Raw genomic sequence first — 19,990 nt, 5'->3', positions numbered from 1 at the left:
CGCTGCGCTGCAGACAAGGCGTACTCCGCAGTCGGTCGTCACCGCTTTGCCGCAGGCAGCGATCGGGCCGGCCCCCAGACAGAACACGAACGGTGCCGACAGCCATGCGTTATCGAGCGAATCCGACCGTAGCCGCCTCCCGGATCGCGGCCGCCCGGGTGGGCGGCGGCTGTGCCCTGTCCCTCGCAGCGGTCGTCTCGGCGTTGGCGAGTGCGCCAGCAGCGGCCGGCAAGGACATCGTCATCACCGGGGAGACCGCCACCCGGGTGGTGCGTGACGGCGACACCACCACGGTGTCCACGGACACCGTGCGTGGGGAAAACGGCTTCAACGATTTCAAGCATTTCCGCGTGCGCCGCGGCAATACCACCAATATGAAGCTGCCGGCGGGAACCCGGCGGCTGATCAACCTCGTGCACGACAGCCGCGCGGTCGTGAACGGCGAGCTCAACGCCATCCGCAACGGCGCGGTGGGCGGCGAGCTGCTGTTCGCCGACCCCCACGGCTTCGTGGTCGGCGCGAGCGGCACGGTGAACGCCGGCAGCCTCGCGGTGGCGGCGCCCACGGCGGATTTCATGGACCGCGTGGTCGAGGACATCGACGGCGACGGCAGTGCCGTCGACGCGCTCGTGCGCGGCGCGTTCCCGGTCTCCGGCGACGGCGTCATCCGCATCGACGGCGAGGTCAATGCGGACAAGGGCGTGCGCATCGTGGGCACGCGCTACGAGCAGACCGGCACCGTGAACGCCGGGGCTGCGCCCACCGACGGCGACCGCGCCGAGGCCACGTTCCGCGCAGCGGTAAACGTCGAGGGCTTCGCCGAGGCGGACGCCTTGCGCGTGGAGGGCGGCTCGCTGGTGGCCGTGACCACCGGTGACGCGACGATCGACGGCGAGGTCATCGCGCAGGCGCGCGACGGCAACGGCGGCGGCGTGCTGGTCACCGCCGGCGGGGACCTGGACATCGGCGGCAACGCGCGCATCGACGCCGACGCCGACGGTGCGGACGGTGACGGCGGCACGGTCGGCCTGTGGGCGGACCGCAATGCGGTCATGTCGGACGGGGCGCACGTGAGTGCGGACGGTGCCGGGGCCGGCAACGGCGGGTTTATCGAGTTCAGCGCGGGCGAATCGGTCAACATCGGTGCCGTGGAGATTACTGCCCGCGCGCCGGATACCGGCACGGCCGGTACCTTCGTGGTCGATCCCGCGGACCTGACCATCAGTGGACGCGAGGACTACGACGGCACTAACGCCGAGTTCACCGCCACCAACAGCATCACCGTTGCCCAGGGGGCCGTGATCAATACCCGGGACACGGCCGGGGGTGTGTCGGACGGTACGGACCGGGATGACGCCGGCCTGTCCGCGTCCCAGGGTGATTCCGGCAGCATCTCACTGGATGCGCCCACCATCACGCTGACCGGCGACGGCACTAACGGCGCGCAGCTGCTCACCTTCGCCACCGGGAGTTACAGCGCCGGCGATGTGACGCTCACCGCCGGTGGCGACCCGGAGATCAACCTCAGCATCGACACCACGCCGACGGCGACCATCGACGTCCAGGCCGGGGCGCTGGTCGACGCCGGGGCCCGGGGCAGCGGCAGCGCGGGTGACGTGGCGCTGGTGGCGACCGCCGTGGACCGGAAGGTGTCGGGCTTCAGCCAGGTATCCGCGAACGTGGACGTGGCGGGTGAGCTCATCGGCCGTGACATCTCGGCGACCGCGGAGGCACGGTCGCTGATCAAGCTCGTCAATCTCCAGAACGCCAGCGACGTGGTCACCGAGGACATCGGCAGCGGCCGCATCGAGGCGAGCTTCGACGATGTTACCGATCTCAGCCAGCTCGGCTACGAGCTGCCCGCGTCGTTTTCCGTGGCGAAAGTGGACGCGACGGTGGACGTCACTGCCGGTGCCAGCCTCGACGCGGCGCGGAATGTCACCGTGGACGCCAACGCCACCCGGCACGTGGACACCGCGGCGGACAATGCCGTGGGCAACATGGCGCTGCCCATCGGTATTGCCGCCATGTACGGCCAGATCAGCGGCACGACCCGGGCCGAGGTCGCCTCCGGGGCGACGGTTACCGCCGGTAACGACCTCGCGGTACAGGCCCGCAGCGACAACACACTGAAGGCGGCGGCGAGCGCCAGCGGCGAGGCGACCAAGTCGGGCAGCAGCGCCGCCGGTTCCGGCTCCACCTCGTACAAGACGGCCTCCACCGTGGGCGGCGCGCTCAGTATTGGCTATGCCGATACCAGCACCGAGGCCGTGGTTCGCGGCGACCTGAGCGTGGGCCGGGATGTTGCAGTGACGGCCCGGGATCGCAACGCCTACTCGGTGAGCGCGTCGTTCATGCTGCAGTCCGCACCGGACGCGCCAACCGCCGGACTTACCGCGGCGTTCGGCGAGTTCAACGCCGATGCCGACGCCCGCCTGGGGAGCGATGTCAACGGCGTCAGGGACGTCCGGGTGACCGCGGATTCGCTCACCGACGGCAACGCCGTGTCCTCGACCGCCGGGATCGACAGCGCCAAGAAGCGGACCAACCGCGTCAGCTCAAGCGGTGGCAGCTCCCGGGCGGCCGGCGGTGTCGGCGGCGGCATCTCCGGCGGGCTCAACCAGCAGGCCGGCGGCGCCTCCGGCGGCAAGATCCAGCTCGGTGCCGCCATGGCCATCGGCCTCACCGACGTGGGCTCCGATGCGCGTATCGAGGATGGCACCACCGTGAATGCCGACGGCAGCGTCGCGGTCCAGGCCCGGACCAAGCAGCAGGCGATCCGTACCATTGCCAGCAACACCCTGGCGGTGAAGGGCGCCAGCGCCAGCGGTTCGTTGACCACGATCAGCACCGGCCTCACGGTCGCCCGTCACACCCAGCACGCGCGGGCGCTCATCGGCAACGACGCCACCGTCACCGCGGACACCGTGGGGGTGCGCTCGGAGTCGCGAACGCCGATCACCGTGGACTATCCGGATGCCTGGACCGGCCCGGAATACTGGGACTCCGCGGCGGACGTGGTCAGCAGCCTCAAGGAGACGGCCTCGGCGGCGACCGGCGTGCTCGATCTGGGTAACAGCCTGTTCTCCTCGTTCACGCAGACCGAGGCCAAGAGTGCCGGCTCCCTCGGGCTCGCCGGTACGATCAACTATTTCGGCGTCGACCACACCTCGGAGGCGTGGATCGGTGACGGTGCCAGCGTCACCGCCCGCGGCGACGGGGACGGCACCCCGGATACCTGGTCCGCGCCGCTCGTGGCCGGTTCGGACGGCACCGACTGGCAGTACGACCAGGCCATCGACGTGAGCGCCCTGTCGCATACCGGGGTGATCACCGGGGCCGGTGTGCTCAACAAGCTCACCGGCGGCTCCTCGTCCAGTGGCGGCAGCTCCTCGAGCTCGGTCGGTGTCGGCGGTGCGTTCTCCTGGATCGACCTGGATGCGACCACCAGCGCCGGCATCGCCGACGAAGCGGTCATCGACGCGGGCGGCAACGGCCTGGGCGTGAACGCCCACGCGGACGACCTCGTCGTCCAGGTCCTGCCGGCGGCGGGCAAGGGCGCGAGCATCGGTGTCTCCGGCGTGTTCGGTCTCACCCAGGTGGACAACGATACCGATGCCGTCATCGCCGACAGCGCCACGGTCGATGCCGGGCGCATCGGCGTCAATGCGGACCAGTCCCTGCAGGCCTACGGTCTCGCCGGCGCGGTGACCCTCTCCAGCAATGCCGGCGTGGGCGCGAGCGTGTTCGTCCACGACGTCGAGACGGATACCAGCGCGGCGATCGGGGATATCGGCAGTAGTGGCGACAACCTTCTGCCGCCCCCGCTGGACACCGGTGGCCTGTCGCTGCCCGACGGTGGCGGCGTGCTGACCACGGGCGATCTCGTGGTCACGGCGGACACGTCCGGTCGCGTGGTCGGGCTCGGGGTGGCCGCGGCGGTCGCCCGGCAGAAGAACTCGCAAAAGCAGGGCATGACCGGCACCCAGCGCAGTGACGCCAATAACACCAGCAGCTCGGCGCAGAGCAGCACCCAGGGGCGGGTGAGCGATCCGCAGAACGACGGCAGCAACAGCAACGGCGCCGGGAGCACGCTCAGCAACACCGGTTCCCGCCTGGAGCAGCGCTCCGGCGGCAACAACAGCCAGCAGTCCCTGTCCGGCAGCAACGGCAGCCAGCAGCGCAGCAACAGCAAATTCAGCCTGGCCTTGGCCGGCTCGGGGGTCTTCAACCGTTCCCGCATCGATACCGCGGCCGAGATCGCCAACGTCACCGTGCACGCGCCGGACAATAGCAGCGACACGGACATCACCCTGCGCGCGGTCAACAACACCGATCTCATCGGTGCGGCGGGGTCCGGCGCGCTGAGCGTGGGCGGCAACAGCTCGAAGTTCTCCTCGGCGATCGCCGGCGCGGCCGCGATCAACTGGCTCGAGAACGACACCAGCGCGCGGATGATCGACACCACGGCGGATCGCGCCGGCACCGTGAACGTGCAGGCGGCCAATGCCGGCGACCAGGTGGCGGTGGGCCTGGGTCTCGCGGTGAGTAGCGGCAGCTCGGGCAGCGCCGCCGTGTCCATCGCCGGTTCGGCATCCCTCAGCCTGGTGGACGGGAGCACCACTGCCGCCATCGATGGCAGCGACGTCACCGCCGTGGACGCGGACGGAGACGGCACCGCGCCGGACGTCACGACGGTGGCCTTCGACCGTTCGCGCATCCTGAACGGCGGCGGCGCGTTCTTCGCCGCCGCCGGCCAGCAGAGCGGCGGGTTCGGCGCTGCCGCCACCGCGGCGTGGATCGGCAACGACACCACCGCCCGTATCGGCGGGAGCGCGCTCTCCGGGTTCAACGACGTCGACGTGCTCGGGCTCTCGTCCAGCCAGATCCTGCTCGGCGCGTTCACCGCCGGCGCTGGCGGCCGGGTGGCGATCGGTGGCTCGTTCTACGGCGCCTATGTCGACAACACCCTTACCGCGGAGATCGACGAGCGCGACGGCAGCCGTGCCAGCATCAATGCCGACGGCGACGTGACCGTCCACGCGGAGGGCGTCGACGGGTTCTCGCCGCTGGCCGGGTATCTCACCGCACCGGGGGACAGCAGCGCGTGGCTCACCGGCGCCTCCGGGCTCACCGGCGACAGCCGGCTGCAGCAGGAGGTCGAGACCGACAACGACGACGGCACCGCCACGGTGTTCGACGGCGATCTCTCCGGGGAGATGATCCTCGGTGCCGCGGTCAGCGCCCAGGGCAGCACCAACGGACCGGCCGGCGGGCTCGCGTTCGGCTTCACCTACGTGGACAGCGCCTACACCGCCGTGATCGGCGACGCGGACGTCACCGCCGGCGGTGACGTCGACGTCCGCGCCGCCAACAACGCGGCGATACTCGGCATGGCCGTCGGCGCCGCCGCCGGCAACCAGGCGAGCTTCGCCGGCTCGGCGATCGCCAACGTCATCCGCGCGGACGTCACCGCGCGGGTGGGGGCCGAGCGCGACGGCCTCGCCGCCGACCAGCACCGCGCGGTGGTCAACGCCGCCCGGGTGGACGTGGACGCGGCCGCCGACGGCGAGCTGTATTCCTTCATCGGCAGCCTCTCCGCCTCCGGCAAGGTCGCCATTGGTGCCTCCCTCGGCTACAACAGCATCGGCGGTGACGTGGCGGCGCGGGTACGCGCTGCCGATATCACGACGTCCGCCTCGGCCACGGATCAGGCGCCGTGGGCGGTCTCCGTGGACGCCCGCCGACGCTCGGCGGTGCGGACCCTGGCAGTCTCCGGCGGCGCCGCGGGCAACACCTCCGTGGGTGGCTCCCTGGTGGCCAGCGACCTGGTGGGCACCACCGGCGCCACGGTCGATCAGGGCAGCGATATCGACACCGCGAGCCTGCGCGTGAACGCCACCGACGGCGGTGACCCGCTCTCCGGCATCTGGTCCTTCGCCGGACAGGTCGGCGGGGCCGGTACCGCGGCGATCGGCGGTGCGTTCTCCGTGAACACCATCGACCGGGATCAGACCGTCGCCGTCGACGACAGCGACGTCACCGCGGACGGCGACGTCCAGGTGGCCAGCGAGGCGGACGCGAACGTGCGTACCGGTGCGGTCGCCGGTGGCGCGTCCGGCAACGTCGCGGTGTCCGGGTCGCTGACCATCAACACCCTGCTGGGCGAGGAGGAGGCCCGTGTCAGTGGCAGCACGGTCAACGCCGGCGGCCTCGAGGTCGCGGCGCGCGGCGGGCGCAGCATCTGGAGCCTGGCCGGCTCGTTCTCGGCGAGCGGTAATGCCGCAGTAGGCTTTGCGGGGTCGATCAACACCATCAAGGGCAGTCGCACCGCGACGCTCACGGGTAGCACGGCGGACGTCGGCACCGGCGACGTCGACGTCGCCGCCGGCGGCTACGAGAACGGCACGACGCGCCTGGTCTCCGCGGCCGTCGCCGGCGGTGCCGCCGGCTCGGCGGCCATCGGCGGCTCGCTGGCGGTCAATACGGTGCTGCGCACCGAGACCGCGCAGGCGGACGATGCCGACGTCACCGCCGGCAGCCTGTCGGTGACCGCGAACGACGGGGCCACGGAGATCGACGCCCTGGCGGGAGCGGCGAACGCCTCCGGCAGCGCGGCCGTGGGCGCCGGGGTGACGGTCAACACCATCAAGGGCAGCCGCAGCGCCCTGCTCACCGGGAGCGTGCTCGACGTCAGCGACAGCGTGGACGTGCTCGCGCGCCAGGACGGGACCATCCGTTCCGCCGGCGTCGCCGGCTCGCTCGCGGGATCGGTGGGTGTCTCCGGCTCCAATACCACCAACATTCTTGACGGCACCGTCGAGGCGGGCGTCGAGAATACGGCCTCCAGCGACGACGGCCAGGACACCACCGTGCGCGCCACCGACGCCGCGACCATCGAGTCGCTGGCGGGGCAGGTGAGTGGCGGCGGATCGGCGGGCGTGGGTGTGGCCGCCGGGATCAACCGGATCGGCACGGCCGTCAGCGCGTATATCCGTGGCGAATCCGGCGACGGTGCCTACCGCGGCAACGACATCCGCGTGGACGCGCTTGCCCGGCCGGAGATCAAGACCGTGGCGGTGAGCGGCTCCGCCGCCGGCCAGGCCGGTGTCGCCGGCTCGGTGGCGACCAACATCGTCACTGCGACGACCAGGGCGCGGATCGAGCAGGGCGCGCACGTCGTGGCGGCCGACGACCTCGCGGTCACCGCCCGCGACCGCAGCGTCGTGCGCGTGCTCGGCGGCGCCGCCGGCTTCGGCGGCCGCACCGGGGTCGCCGGTACGGCGACCTTCAACCTCATGGAGGGCGAGACCTCGGCGGCCATCACCGGCGGCGCCACGCGGGTGTCCGCCCTGGGCGGGGACGCCGGCGACGACATCACCGTCTCCGACGGCACCATCGCCGGGGATGCGCCGGATCCGGGGGCCTGGTCCGACCCGGAGGACTTCAGTCCGGTGAACGACCTCGCCGAGAACGAGGAGGACGTCAACGGCCTGGCGGTGCGCGCGAGCAGCATCCAGCAGGTGGGCGTGCTCGGTACCGCGGTCTCGGCCACGGTCCCGCGGCTGACCGGCTCCGGCTCCGGCGCGGCGGTGGGCAACGTCAACGTGGTGGCCGGCGCGACCCGCGCGGAGATCGAGAACGCCACGATCAACGCGGCCGCCGACGGCACGCCGGCCTCCGGCGCGGACGTCACCGTGGGCGCGAGCAGCCACGTGTTCGACGTGGACTACGTCCTCGCCGCCTCGGGTGGCGGCTGGGCCGGGGTCGCGGGGGCGATGGACGCCAACGTGATCAAGCGCACCACCCACGCGGGGCTCCACGGTGCGACGGTCAACGCCGGCGACGCCGTATCGGTGGATGCCCGCTCGACCCAGGCGGTCGCCGGCTTCGCGGCCGGGGCGACCGCCGCCGGCGGGGCCGTGTCCGGCTCCGTCGCCCTCGCGGTCGCGCAGGGGAACACCGAGTCGCTGGTCGACGGCGGCAGCGACGTGGACGCCGGCGGCGACGTCTCCGTACGCTCCGAGTCGGACGTCAGCGTCGCCACCACCGGCGGCGCCGCCTCGGTGGGCGCCGTGGGGGCTGGCGCCGCCTTCGGCGTGGGGGTTACCGAGGCGACGACCGTGGCCCGCATCACCGGTGCGGGCACGCGGGTGCTCACCCCCGGGCAGGTGACGGTGGACGCGGATGCGACCACGACTCTCACCACGGCGGCCGCGGCGGCCTCACTGGCCGCCGGCGGCGCGGTCGCGGGCGCCGGCTCCCTCGGCTACGTACGCAATACCACGGAGGCCACCGTCGAGGACGCCACGGTCGGGACAGACGGCGACGCGGTGGGCGGCCTTGATGTGAACGCCGGCGACGACGTGACCCTGAACACGGTGGCGGGCGCGCTGGGTGTCGAGGTCAGCGGGGGTGCCGGTGCCGGGGCGGGCGCCGGCGTGATCCTGGTGCAGAGTGGCACGCGCGCCGAGATCAACGGTGCCGATGTCCTCGCCAGCGGCGACGTCAACGTGGATGCGCGCCGCGACGCCGACCTGTTCCTCACCTCCGTGGCCGGCGGCGCCGGCGTGAACGTGGGGCTGGCGGGTTCGGCGGGCGTCATCATCCTCGGCGACGGCACCGTGACCAGTGACAGCGAGGACTACGGCAGCCCGGACGAGGAGCTGGACAAGGGCGGCAGCGGCACGCTCTCGGAGATCGACGGCCTGACCAGCGGCGGGAAGACCGGCAATTCCTCCGGCAAGTACGACAACCCGCTCCAGGCCAATTCCGACCCGGACGCCGAGCTCGAGACCACGACCTCGGATACCCTCGCGTACGACGACGGCACCGGCGGTACCCGCGATGCCGGGACCACGCTGGAGGACAGCACCGCCTATGACACCGGCGGCCGGTACCGCAACCGCAGCGCCGACGAGACGGCCGCGCGGATCATCGCCAGCGACGTGGACGCCGGCGGCGACGTCTCCGTGACCGCGACCAATGCGACCGCCACGGAGAACATCACGGGTGCGCTGGGTGTCGGCGGCACCGTGGGCGTCGGCGTGGGCATCGGTTTCACCCGGGTCTACAGCGAGGTCACCGCCGAGATCGATGACAGCACGGTCTCCGGTGACGGGATCACCGTGAAGGCGGACGCCGACGACCTCGGCGACGATTACGCCGCGCTGCTGCATTCCTACGTGGGCTCGGTCGGCGGCTTCGGCGGTGTCGCGGTGAACATCGCCGACGCGCGGCTCGACGACACCGTGACCGCCCGGGTGCGCAACAGCACGGTCACCGGCAACGGCGGTGACCTCGACGTGATCGCAAGCGACGGCTCCAGCGTCTCCACCAGTGCCTACGGCGCGGCGCTCTCCGGCGGGATCGGCGTCGCCGCCGTCTATTCCGGCGCGAAACGCGACGGCACCGTGGACGCCTTCCTGGACGCCGACAGCCCGGTGACCGGGTTCCGCGACGTCGGCCTCAGCGCGGCGACCGACGCCGTTACCGGCGCCCGAGGATGGGCCGGTGCCGGCGGTTTCCTCGCCGGTGCCTCCGGCACCGGCGTGGTGGCGGCGGACAAGGTCGCCGCGGACGCGCGGATCAGGACGGGCACCGCCGTGAACGTCTCCGGCGGCGTCTCCGTCGACGCCTCCGCGCGCTCCCGCGTGACGGCGGATGCCCTCGGCATCGCGCTCGGCGGCTACCTCTCGGCGGCGGCATCCATTGCCGAGGCGACGGCGGGCGCCGGTGCGGTTGCCGTGGTCGAGGACAACGCCGACGTCCGGGCGGACTCCCTGGATGTCTCGGCGAGCCGCGGCACGGCGGACGCCGACGATGCCGACATCGCGGACAACGGCCTGGACGGCAGCTTTTCCTCCGACCCCGCCTGTCCGGGGGCGGGCGCCGTCGATGCCTGCGCCTTCGCCCGCGGCGCCTCCGCGGGCGGCCTGGTCGGCGTGAACGCCACCAAGTCCACGGCGACGAGCACCGGCGAGGTCCGCGCCGAGGTGGGGGATGTGACCCTGCCGGGCGCCGACGTCTCGGTGACGGCGGGCGCCACCACCGGCCAGTACAGCGAGGCCACCGGCTACTCCGTCGGTATCGTGGCCGCGGGCGCCAATCTCTCCTACGCCACGAACAGCGTCACCACCAAGGCCATCCTCGACGGGCCCGCCGGCCAGCACGGCGGTATCGGTACGCTCGAGGTCCGGGCGGTCAGCGAGAACGACGCCACCGGCCGCGCCACCGCCGGCAGCGGCGGCGTGGTCTCGGGGGCCGCCTCCAAGGTGGAAACCGACGACGAGGCCGTGACCCGGGCCAGCGTGGCGGCGGGCATCACCGACGATCCCCTGGTCAGCGACGCGCTGCGCGTGCGTGCCTACCACACCTCGCGCTACGACGGCCGGGTGGACAGCGTGCAGGCCTCCGTGGTCGGGGCGAGCGGTGCCCGCGCGGATCACGACATCACTACCGACGTCGATGCGACGATCGCCGGCGGCGCCCACCTGGCCGCCGGTTCCGCCCAGGTGACCGCGCAGACCGACGTCCGCAGGCCCAAGGATACCGACTACGACATCACCTCGGGCTCCGGCGGCGTGATCGACGCCCCGGCGGTAGAGGCGGACAGCCATATCGCGCCGCACACCGATGTCACCGTCGGCGACAACGCCGTCCTGGACGTCTACGGCGACTGGCGCGAGCCCGGTCACCGCCTGGTGCTGGAGTCCGTCAACGACGTGCAGGCCGATCAGCGGGTGAAGCTGGATTCCGGCGGGGCGATCTCCGTCGCGAAGGCGGAGTCCCTGGTGGACATGGACGGTGCGGTGGCCGGCGTCTCCGTCGGCAACGCGACCCTGGAGACGGTCGGCGACCTCGTGCTCGCGGCCTATACCACCGCCGATCTGGATGCCCGCGCGAACGTCAAGACGTACGGCGGTGCTGGCGCGGCACAGGGCAAGAGCCGCACGAAGGCGGCGGTCACCAACCGGGTGGATGTCGCGGGCGGCGCGCGCACGAAGTCCTGGGGCGACACCGCCATCTATGCCGGACGCGATGCCGACGGCACTCAGGGGCTGTTCGATCTCACCGCCCGCACCGAGCTGTGGAACAAGACCGCGTTCCCGGTGGAGACGGACCCGGTGGCGGACGCCATCGCCGATCAGTCCAACCTGATCACGCTCGCCAGCAACGCGAAGGTGCGCAGCGTGCGCGACGTCGAGCTCTACGCCGATGACGGCCGCCGCCTGCTCACCGGCTCCGGCACCGGTACGGACCTCTACCGCAAGGCCGCGGAGGACATCGCCAACGCTATCGGCGACCTGGTCGGGGCCGACGACATCTCCCTGGAGATCACCTACCAGAATACCGAGGACGCCAGCACCGACCGCGTGCAGGTCGATGGCGACGTGCTCACCGGCGTGCACTCGCATCAGACGCTGACCATCGGACGTGACTTCACCGCAACCGAGCAGAGCGACGGCATTACGTTTACCCGCGAGACGCGGGACCTAGTGAGCGAGCTTCAGGACCGCATTGACGAGCTCTACGAGTTGCTGGACAGCTACTCCGGGGTCGAGGCCGCCAAGAACTCCTACGAGGCCGAGATACGCCTGCTCGAACGTCAGGTCGCGAAACTGAGCGGCCAGAGTGAGGAGTCACCCGGTCGGAGCGGCTATGAGGTCGAGTTCATCGAGGTGGATCCGATCCTGGCCCGCCCTGGCTCCATCCATGTCATCGGTGACAGCCTCGAGGGGGGCGGCGAATTGCATGCCCCGGGTGATGCACGTATCGACATCAACAACGACAGCCCGGCGTTCCTCGACATCACCGGTCTTGAGATCCCCGGCGACGCCGGGGGCGAACTGACGTTCAACTATACCTCGGTATCCGGCAATGCCGATCTGAACAACCTCAACGCGGGCAATGGCGCGGCGTTCTCGACCATCGAGACGGCCCAGAACTCGCCGGACCCCCTGATCAGCGTTGATTCCACGTTCGAGCCGGGTCTCGACAATCCGCCACAGAACGTCACTGTGAGTAACGCCGGCACGGTGGATCCGTCGATCTACGTATCCGGCGACATTCGCAACCTTCGCGGCAAGGTCGAGATCGAGAGCAAGACCGGCAACGTCCGTGTTACCGGCAACATCCGGGCGAACACCGTGGACATCGCCGCCGGGAATTCGCTGACGCTCTCTTACGTGGATACCTTCAGGCATGTTGGCGGCGATCCCCGTTCGGGCGGCTATGGCGGGGTGCTTGTCGCGGGCAATAACCTCATTGCCTCAGCCCGGTATCTCAACCTCAACGCAACCGTCCAAAGCGGGATCCCCGAGTGGGACCTTAATCTCGACAGCAACGATCGGGCTGCGATCGACAGCTTCCGGACGAGCTACTGGTTGGCGCGGTACGCGGGTGCCAGTCCGGATCCCACCTTCACGGTGCGCGAGCGCGATAATGCGGCCGGCACGCCGTCGGTGGTCTACGACGTCCGCACCAACCGCCTGGAGCTGGGGAACGTCGAGGTCAAGGGCGGCTACATGGAGCTGTCCGGCAAGATCATGAATACCGGCAAGGGGACGTTCTGGGACACGAGTCTGACGACCTTGGGGGTGAAACACTTCAGCGATATCAATAGCGCCATTACTAATGACTCCACTGTAACGTTGGCGACGCGGTCTATTGGCTCTGACGAGGTTCGTGTTGTCTTTGATGGTGGTAGCGAGGAGTACCGCCTTGAGGGCGCGGCTGTGAGGGAGATGCCCGATTTCAACGGCAAGAAGAGCTATCTCAGCAGTGCTGGCCGGATAAACATTGAGACTGGCGGCTACAGTTTCTCTGCCAGCAATGCCAGTGACGACGCCGATATCCAGACCATCGGCAAGCTCAAGGTGCTCGACGGTTACGGCCGCATCGATATCACGAACGACACCGGCTATGACCTCCATGCCAACGCCCTGAATGCCGGTAACGATATCGAGGGCACCCTGCGGATCAACGACACGGACTCCGCCAGCGGGAACGGCAGTGCGACCACCACCCTCTACAAGCGCCTCGGTAACGACGTCCGGGTTTACAAGGAGCAGAGCGACGGCTCGATGGCCCTGGATCACACGAACCAGGACAGCCGTTCGGCGCAGTACACGCCGGACGCTCACCTCAAGTACGCCTGGCTCACCGGCACGGACTCGCGTGAGAGGCGCACGACGCGGCGCTACAGCGACACGGCGATCGGGTTCATTCCCAGTGGCGAGGCGGACTGGGAGAAAATCGATACCAAGACCCTCAGCTCCGCGCCGTTGCCCGACGGCGAGTTCATTACGACGGAACGGGTGGGGCAGGGCCAGGTCGATATCACCCGGGACGACTGGGTCAAAGACTATGAGCGCAGCTGGTCCGAATGCGTGACGAGTTCCCCCGGCGTATGCTGGGAAACCCGCTATCACTACAAGCTCGTGGAAACCCGCGGTCTGCGAACGATCTACCGGCATTCCGTCGCTGCCGATAACCCGGTCGATATCGAGTTTACCGGCCAGGACAGCCCGGTAATCAATGTCGACAATGGTGGTTCACGGCTGACACTCGGTGGTGGGGTTGTCGCGCCCAACGGCAGTGTCGCAGTGGACACCGGCTCCGTGACCGGTGTGAGCGACGGCGCCCGTATCGCCGCCAATCGTATCGACATCGACGCGGTCAGCGGCATCGACAACTTTACGGTCAATGCCGGCGATGCCCTCCGCGCGGTGACGGATCACGGCGACGTGAACGTCAATGCCACGGGGCGTACGCCGCTGGAGCGGGTGGCCTCCGGCAACGGCAACGTCAACCTCAATGCCGGCGGCGACGTGGTCGTCGCCGGCACCGCCGGTTCCGGCGCGGTGGTCAGTGGTCGCAGGATCTCGCTGGGCTCCGGGGCGGGCAGCGTGGGCACGTCGGCGGTCCCGGTGCGGCTCGACTCCAGCGTCGGCGGGGAAGGCACGGTAACGGTCACCGCCTCCGGCGACGCCCACGTCACCGAGACCGCCGGTGACCTGCGTGTCGACCGGATCGTCGGCCGCGGCGGGGATGTGAGTGCCCGGGTGGTCGACGGCGACATCGTCGACGCCAACACGACCCAGCGCCGGGACGAGCGGGCCCGCAGCGAGCTGCTCGACGTGTGGGAGGGCATGGACCTGCGCGCCGAGGACGGTGCGGCGGACGCCGTCGCCATCCAGGAGGACGCCTACGCGGCCCGCCAGGAGCGGGTCTACCGGCTCTACTGGGAGGCGCGCAACGTCCACCAGGACGGCAACGGCGACTATGTCGCCGACAGCTTCGATCCGGATACCTTCGACTATCAGCTCCCGGGCAGCGAGCGCCAGCGCCTGCTCGACGATGGCGTCGCCCAGTCGGCCATCGACGACCTGGAGCAGCAGCGCGAGTCCGCGATACTCGCCATGCACAATGAGGTGCTCAACGATCCCGCTGCCGCCGATTACGATCCCGACTTCAGCTATACGCTCACCAGCGCGGACCGCGACTCGCTCTCGCAGGGCTCGGTCTGGACCACCGAGCAGCTTGAAAGCCGGATCGGTGCCGGGCTCGCCAAGGGCACGACGGATACCACCACCCGTATCGAGGAAGAGAACTTCGTCGCCGGCGGCCGGCTGGACCTCGTCGCCGATCGCATCGGCGCCGAGACCGCCGACGAGATCGTCATCGACCTCAGCGGCGGCTCGGTGAGCCTCACCGATGAGCAGCGTATCGCCCTGGCCGCGGCGGAGCCGGACGACCTCGACATCACCGACGACACCATCCGCATCCGCCAGCGTGAGGACGTGGACGTGGACGCCGGCGCCGCCGTCACCGCGGTTTCCGGTTCCGATGTGTTCCTCGGCGGCCAGCAGGATATCAACGTCGAGGACGTCAGCGGCGGTGCCGTGCGGATCAAGACCGCCGGCGACGTGCTTACGGCGGCCCCCGGGCAGGTGGTGGTGGACGGCAACCGCGTCATCCTGGAGTCCGGCAGCGGCACCCTGGGCACGGCGGCCGACCCGGTGCAGGTCAATGTCGCCGACCGCCTCACCGCCCGCGGTTCCAACGGCGTCTACATCCGCCAGGACGGCACCCTCACGCTCCAGCGCATCGTCTCCGACGCGGGCGTGGGCCTGTGGGTCGACGGCGGCGATTTCCTCGCCGGCGCCGACCAGGGGATCGATATCCAGGCCGGCGGCCCGGTGTCGCTGAACGTCAGTGGCGACGTGGGCGATGCCGGCGAGGCCCTGGACATCACCGGCGGTGATATCGCCCTCGATGTCGGTGGTGACGCCTGGCTGGCGGCACTGCCTTACGCCGGCGCCGTGGCGGACATGACCCTCGCCGCCTCCAGCGTGACCGGCACGCTCGACGTCGCCGATGTCCGCAGCCTGACGGTGGACGGTGCCGTGGATACCGGCGCCTTTGCCGCGGCCGTCGGTGACCTCGGCATGACCGTGAACAGCGGTGCCGGTGTCACCGCGGCCGGTGCGATCGACATCACCGGCGATCACCTCGCGATGCAGGGCGACGCCGGCCTGACCGGTGACCGCCTCTCCGTGGACGTGGCCGGCGATATCGTTGCCGACCGTGTCCGCGCCCGCGGCGGCGCGGCGGACACGGACCTGCTGCTGGACGCCGGCGGCTCGCTGACGATGACCGACGACGGCTCGCTGATCAGCAACGACGCAGGGCTCGCCCGTCTGCGTGCCGGCGGCCATATCGGTACGTCTGCCCGGCCGCTGGAGGTCGACGTGGACACGCTGCACGCCGACGCCCTCGGTGGTGATCTGCGGCTGCACAGTGACCACGCCATCGGGTTCGTCGACCGCAGCACGGCCTCCGGCAGCGGCACCGCGACCGCACGGATCGTGGCCCCGGCCGTCACCGGCGCGGACCTCATCGCCGACCGGCTGCTGGTGGAGGCGGGGACCTTCTCCGGGCCGCGGCTGGAGACCCGGGACGCGCCCATGGATCTCGCCGTGGACGGGCTCGCCGACATCGGCACGCTCATCGCCGGGACCACGGCGGTCATCGATGCCGGGGCGCTGGCCATCGACTCGGCCGCCGTGACGGACACCCTCACCGCCACCACGACGGTGCGCAGCGGCGCCGACGGGCACCAGGACCTCGGCACCCTGGACGCCGGCGCCCGGATGAGCCTGACCGCCGCCGGCGACGTGGATTACGACAGTCTCACCGGCGACGCCACGCTGGCCATGGACGTGGCCGGTACCGCCACCGGCCGGACCGCCACGTTCGAGGACACGCTCACGTTCACCGGCACCGGGGACTATGACGTCGGTGCCGTGACGAGCAACACCGGGGACGTGATCGCCGACGATGTCGGCGGCGCCTTCGACGTCGCCACGCTGCGGACGCCGGCGGGGCTGATCGATGTCACCGCCGGCTCCTCCGCCATCGCCGACGGCGAGGCCGGCGGCGTCCACGCCGGGGACGGCTGGTCCGTCAGCGTGGTCACCGACGGGGCCCAGGATCACGGTCGTCTCGCCGCCGAGGGCGACATGGCCTTCGAGGCCGGCATCGACCACAGCGGCTACGAGAACGACGCCGCCGGCGGTGCGGACTTCCGGGCGCTGGACCTCCTCTCCCGCGGGGGCAGCATCCACGTGGACGCCGGGTTCGCGGCAGTGGAGGCCGCGGACGCGTTCGCGCCGGATCAGGCGATCCGGATCCACACCACCGGTGCCCAGCGCCATGGCCGCATCGAGGGCTCCGGAACCGCCCGGCGGCTCCGTGCCGACGGCCGGGTGGAGCTGTACGCGGGTGACGACATCACCATCCGCGAGGTCATCGCTGGCATCGACGGTGAGAACTGGTCCGAAACGGAAGGCGGTGATGCCGATATTGAATCGGCCCACGGTGACATCGTGGGGAATCACATCAAGGCCAGCCGCGACATCATCCTGATGGCCATCAACGGCCGCCTGGAGCTCAACCGCCTCGACTACGGCCGCGGCTACACCCTGGAGGCGGGGCGCGACATCATCGCCGGCATCGGTGGCAACTTCGACTCGGCGGACGGCGAGATCAAGGCCGGGCGACACATCGAGATCACCACCCTGGGCCGGGCCGGCGAGAACGGGGATATCCTCCTCGGCGGACTGGAGGCGACCGACGGCCACATCTGGCTGGATGCCGCCGGCGACATTCTCGTTAGGGTGAACGGGGCCGGGGCCCGCGCCACCAGCGGCCTGATGACCGCGGGTGCCGGGGTGGACCTGGCCGCCGATGGGGATATTCGCGTCGATACCGGCATCGACGCGGGCGACGGCATCGACGCGGTCTCCGGTGGCGACATCACCGTCGGTGGCTTCCTGCGCAGCGGCGGCGCCCAGGACCTGAAGGCGGCGGGCGAGATCACCTTCAACACCGCGGATGCCGGCGGCGACGTGGACCTGGACGCGGTGCTCGGACCGGTCCGGTTTGTCACCGTGGACAGCGGCGGTGCCGTCACCGGCACCAGCGGCGGCGATCTCACCGGCGAGCGCGTCTCGGCCGACGATGAGGTGCGGCTCGCCGCCGGTGTGCGCGACGGTGCCGTGACCCGGCCGGCGGACCTGCGCCTGACCCGCCTCGACGGCCGCACCGGGGAGCTGACCGCCTCCGACGAGCTGCGGGTCGACGATGCCCGTGTGGCTGACCGGCTGTGGCTGATGGCCCGGGATGTCGACGTCGGTGCCACCCAGACCGGTACCGGCGTCCTGGACGGCCGGATCACCGGCGCCCTCGGCGGCGTCGCCGATGTGGCACGGCTGACCCTCGATGCCGCGGCCGGCCGGGGCGCGGTGTTCGACCGTGTTTACGGCCGTCAGGTACGCATCGACACGACCACCGACCGGGTCCACATGATGGATGCCTGGATCCCGCAGTGGCTTCGGCTGAACACCGCCGAGGCGGCGGTGCTGGCGGACAACGTCGATCCCACGTCCGATCCGGCCATCGACATCCAGCTCCACGAGCTCGACTACCGTTTCGAGTTCGAGATCGACGGGACCGACGCCTTCACCGACGCCTACGTCACCCGCTTCGCCAACGGCTATGCCGTCGAGGTGCCGAACTACAACGCCGACCACAACCGTGGCGGCACGCGCACCGGCGGCACCGGGGCGGCACGGCGCACCGCGCAGAAGAGCATCGTTCGCGAGGCCTCCCGGGTGCTTTCGGTGCAGCCGCCGGTCACCCCGGGGCTGCCCGTGGAGCCGGTGAGCGTGGGTACGGGCGGCGCGGTATCGACCTCCGGCGGTCGCGCCGGGATGTTGCAGAACGATGGAGACCGCAATAGTGATGCGATTTGAAGCGCGGGTCTGCGGACTCGCTGCCGGCCTGAGCCAGGTCGCGGCGGCGGTCCTGCTCGCGGTGCCGGCCGTCGCCGGCGCCCAGCAGGCGGCGGATGCCCCGGAGCCCGGTGCGATCCAGGAGCAGCTCGATCGTGAGCGCCGCGACCTCGAGGCCGCCCAACAGCCCGGGGATGAGGGTCCGGTGCTGGATGTGCCCGAGATGCGTTCCGGAAAACTGCCGGAGACCGGCGAGCGGTTCACGCTCAAGGGCGTGCGCTTCACGGAGTCGACGGTGATCCCGGAGGAGCGCCTGCGCGCCATCGCCAGCGATTACGTCGGCCGCGAGGTCGGGTTCGACGACCTCAACGAGATGGTGGCCCGGATCAACCGCATCTACGATGAGCGCGGCCAGCTCACCGCGCGGGCCATGATCCCGCCCCAGCGGCTGGACGACGGCATCCTGCGCGTGACCATCGTCGAGGGCAGGCTCGGCAGTCTGCGTATCGAGGGCAACACCTATACGCACGAGGACTACATACGCTCGGTCATCCCGGTGGCCCCGGGGGAGTTTGTCGACGTCCCGGCGCTGCGCCAGCGGCTGCAGACGCTCAACCGTCTCTCCGGGCTGCGCTATTCCGCCGGCCTCGAGGCGGGGGAGGGCTTCGGCGAGAGCAACGTCCGCGTCGACGTTCGTGAGCCCCAGCGCTGGCGGGCACAGGTGTTCGCCAATACCAACGGCTCGGACTCTACCGGTCAGTACCAGGCCGGGACCTTTCTCGTCGTCAACGGCCCGCGCGGCGTGAGCGACCGGCTGGTGGTCTACGGCATCGGTGCCGAGGGCCTGGCAAGCGGGTATCTCGGCTACGAAATGCCGGTGACCGACTCCGGTGGCCGGCTCAATGTCTCGGCGACCTACACCCGGACCAAGATCGTCGGCGGTGGCTTCGAGCAGCTCGATATCACCGGCGATTCCAAGCAGGTCAGCGCCAGCTACATCGGCCCCTGGATGAACTGGGGGCAGACCGTGCTCGACTGGAATGCCCGGGCGTCGTGGCTCGACTCCGGTAGCGAGATCTCCGGCGGCACCCTCTCGGACACCAAGCTTTACCGTCTGGGCACTGGCGTGGTCCTCCGCGGCGTGGGCGCCAGCGGTGCGCGCTGGCGCGTCAGCCAGGAGCTGGTGGTCAACCGCTCGGACGTCTTTGGCGAGGAGACGCAGACCTACGCCACTTTCCCCGGCGAGGCCACCTACGCCCATCCCTTCACGCCGCGTATCAGTGGTCTGGTCAAGGGCAGCTGGCAGTATGCGATCAAGGATCAGTTCGCCTCGCCGTCCTACTACCAGGCCGGCGGGCAGTCCAGCGTGCGCGGCTACGACCGCGGCGTGCTCTCCGCGGCCCGGGGCGGCGCCGTGTCGGCGGAGGCCCACTGGCGGGTCCACCCCACCACGGACCTGTTCTACTTCGTCGACTACGGTTTCGTCGAGGGCCGCAGCCAGGACTTCGAGCAGCTGCGCAGCACCGGTGCGGGCGTCAGCGCGGGCACCGGCACCAACTGGAACGCCTCGCTCACGGTGGGCGTGCCGCTGCGCGACGTGACCCAGGACCAGGACAGCTACCGCATCCACGCGCAGCTCAGCTACAGCTTCGGTTCTTGAGTGACCGCCCGTCACCCCGATCAGCACAGCA

2 protein-coding genes are annotated in these 19,990 nt (G+C 70.5%); both read left to right on the top strand.

The genetic code is table 11. The features are described from left to right. Positions 1–104 precede the first annotated feature (104 nt). The gene (locus ACEZHJ_RS15205; RefSeq protein ID WP_375036672.1) at positions 105–18,320 is read left to right on the top strand and encodes a leukotoxin LktA family filamentous adhesin; all 18,216 of its coding nucleotides are present in this window, start codon (positions 105–107) and stop codon (positions 18,318–18,320) included. Next, entirely contained in the window at positions 18,310–19,959 is a 1,650-nt protein-coding gene (locus tag ACEZHJ_RS15200; protein WP_240466070.1) for a ShlB/FhaC/HecB family hemolysin secretion/activation protein, read from the top strand. Before ACEZHJ_RS15205 ends, ACEZHJ_RS15200 begins: the two co-directional genes overlap by 11 nt. Positions 19,960–19,990 lie beyond the last annotated feature (31 nt).

The organism is Arhodomonas sp. KWT2 (genome assembly GCF_041949875.1).
Lineage (GTDB): Bacteria > Pseudomonadota > Gammaproteobacteria > Nitrococcales > Nitrococcaceae > Arhodomonas > Arhodomonas aquaeolei.
Note: the sequence above shows the minus strand (reverse complement) of the source record. Positions and strands in the feature narration are given on the sequence as shown.

Coding starts and splice junctions, on each gene's coding strand:
- ACEZHJ_RS15205 (WP_375036672.1), top strand. CDS start 105: ATGCGTTATCGAGCGAATCCGACCGTAGCCGCCTCCCGGATCGCGGCC.
- ACEZHJ_RS15200 (WP_240466070.1), top strand. CDS start 18,310: ATGCGATTTGAAGCGCGGGTCTGCGGACTCGCTGCCGGCCTGAGCCAG.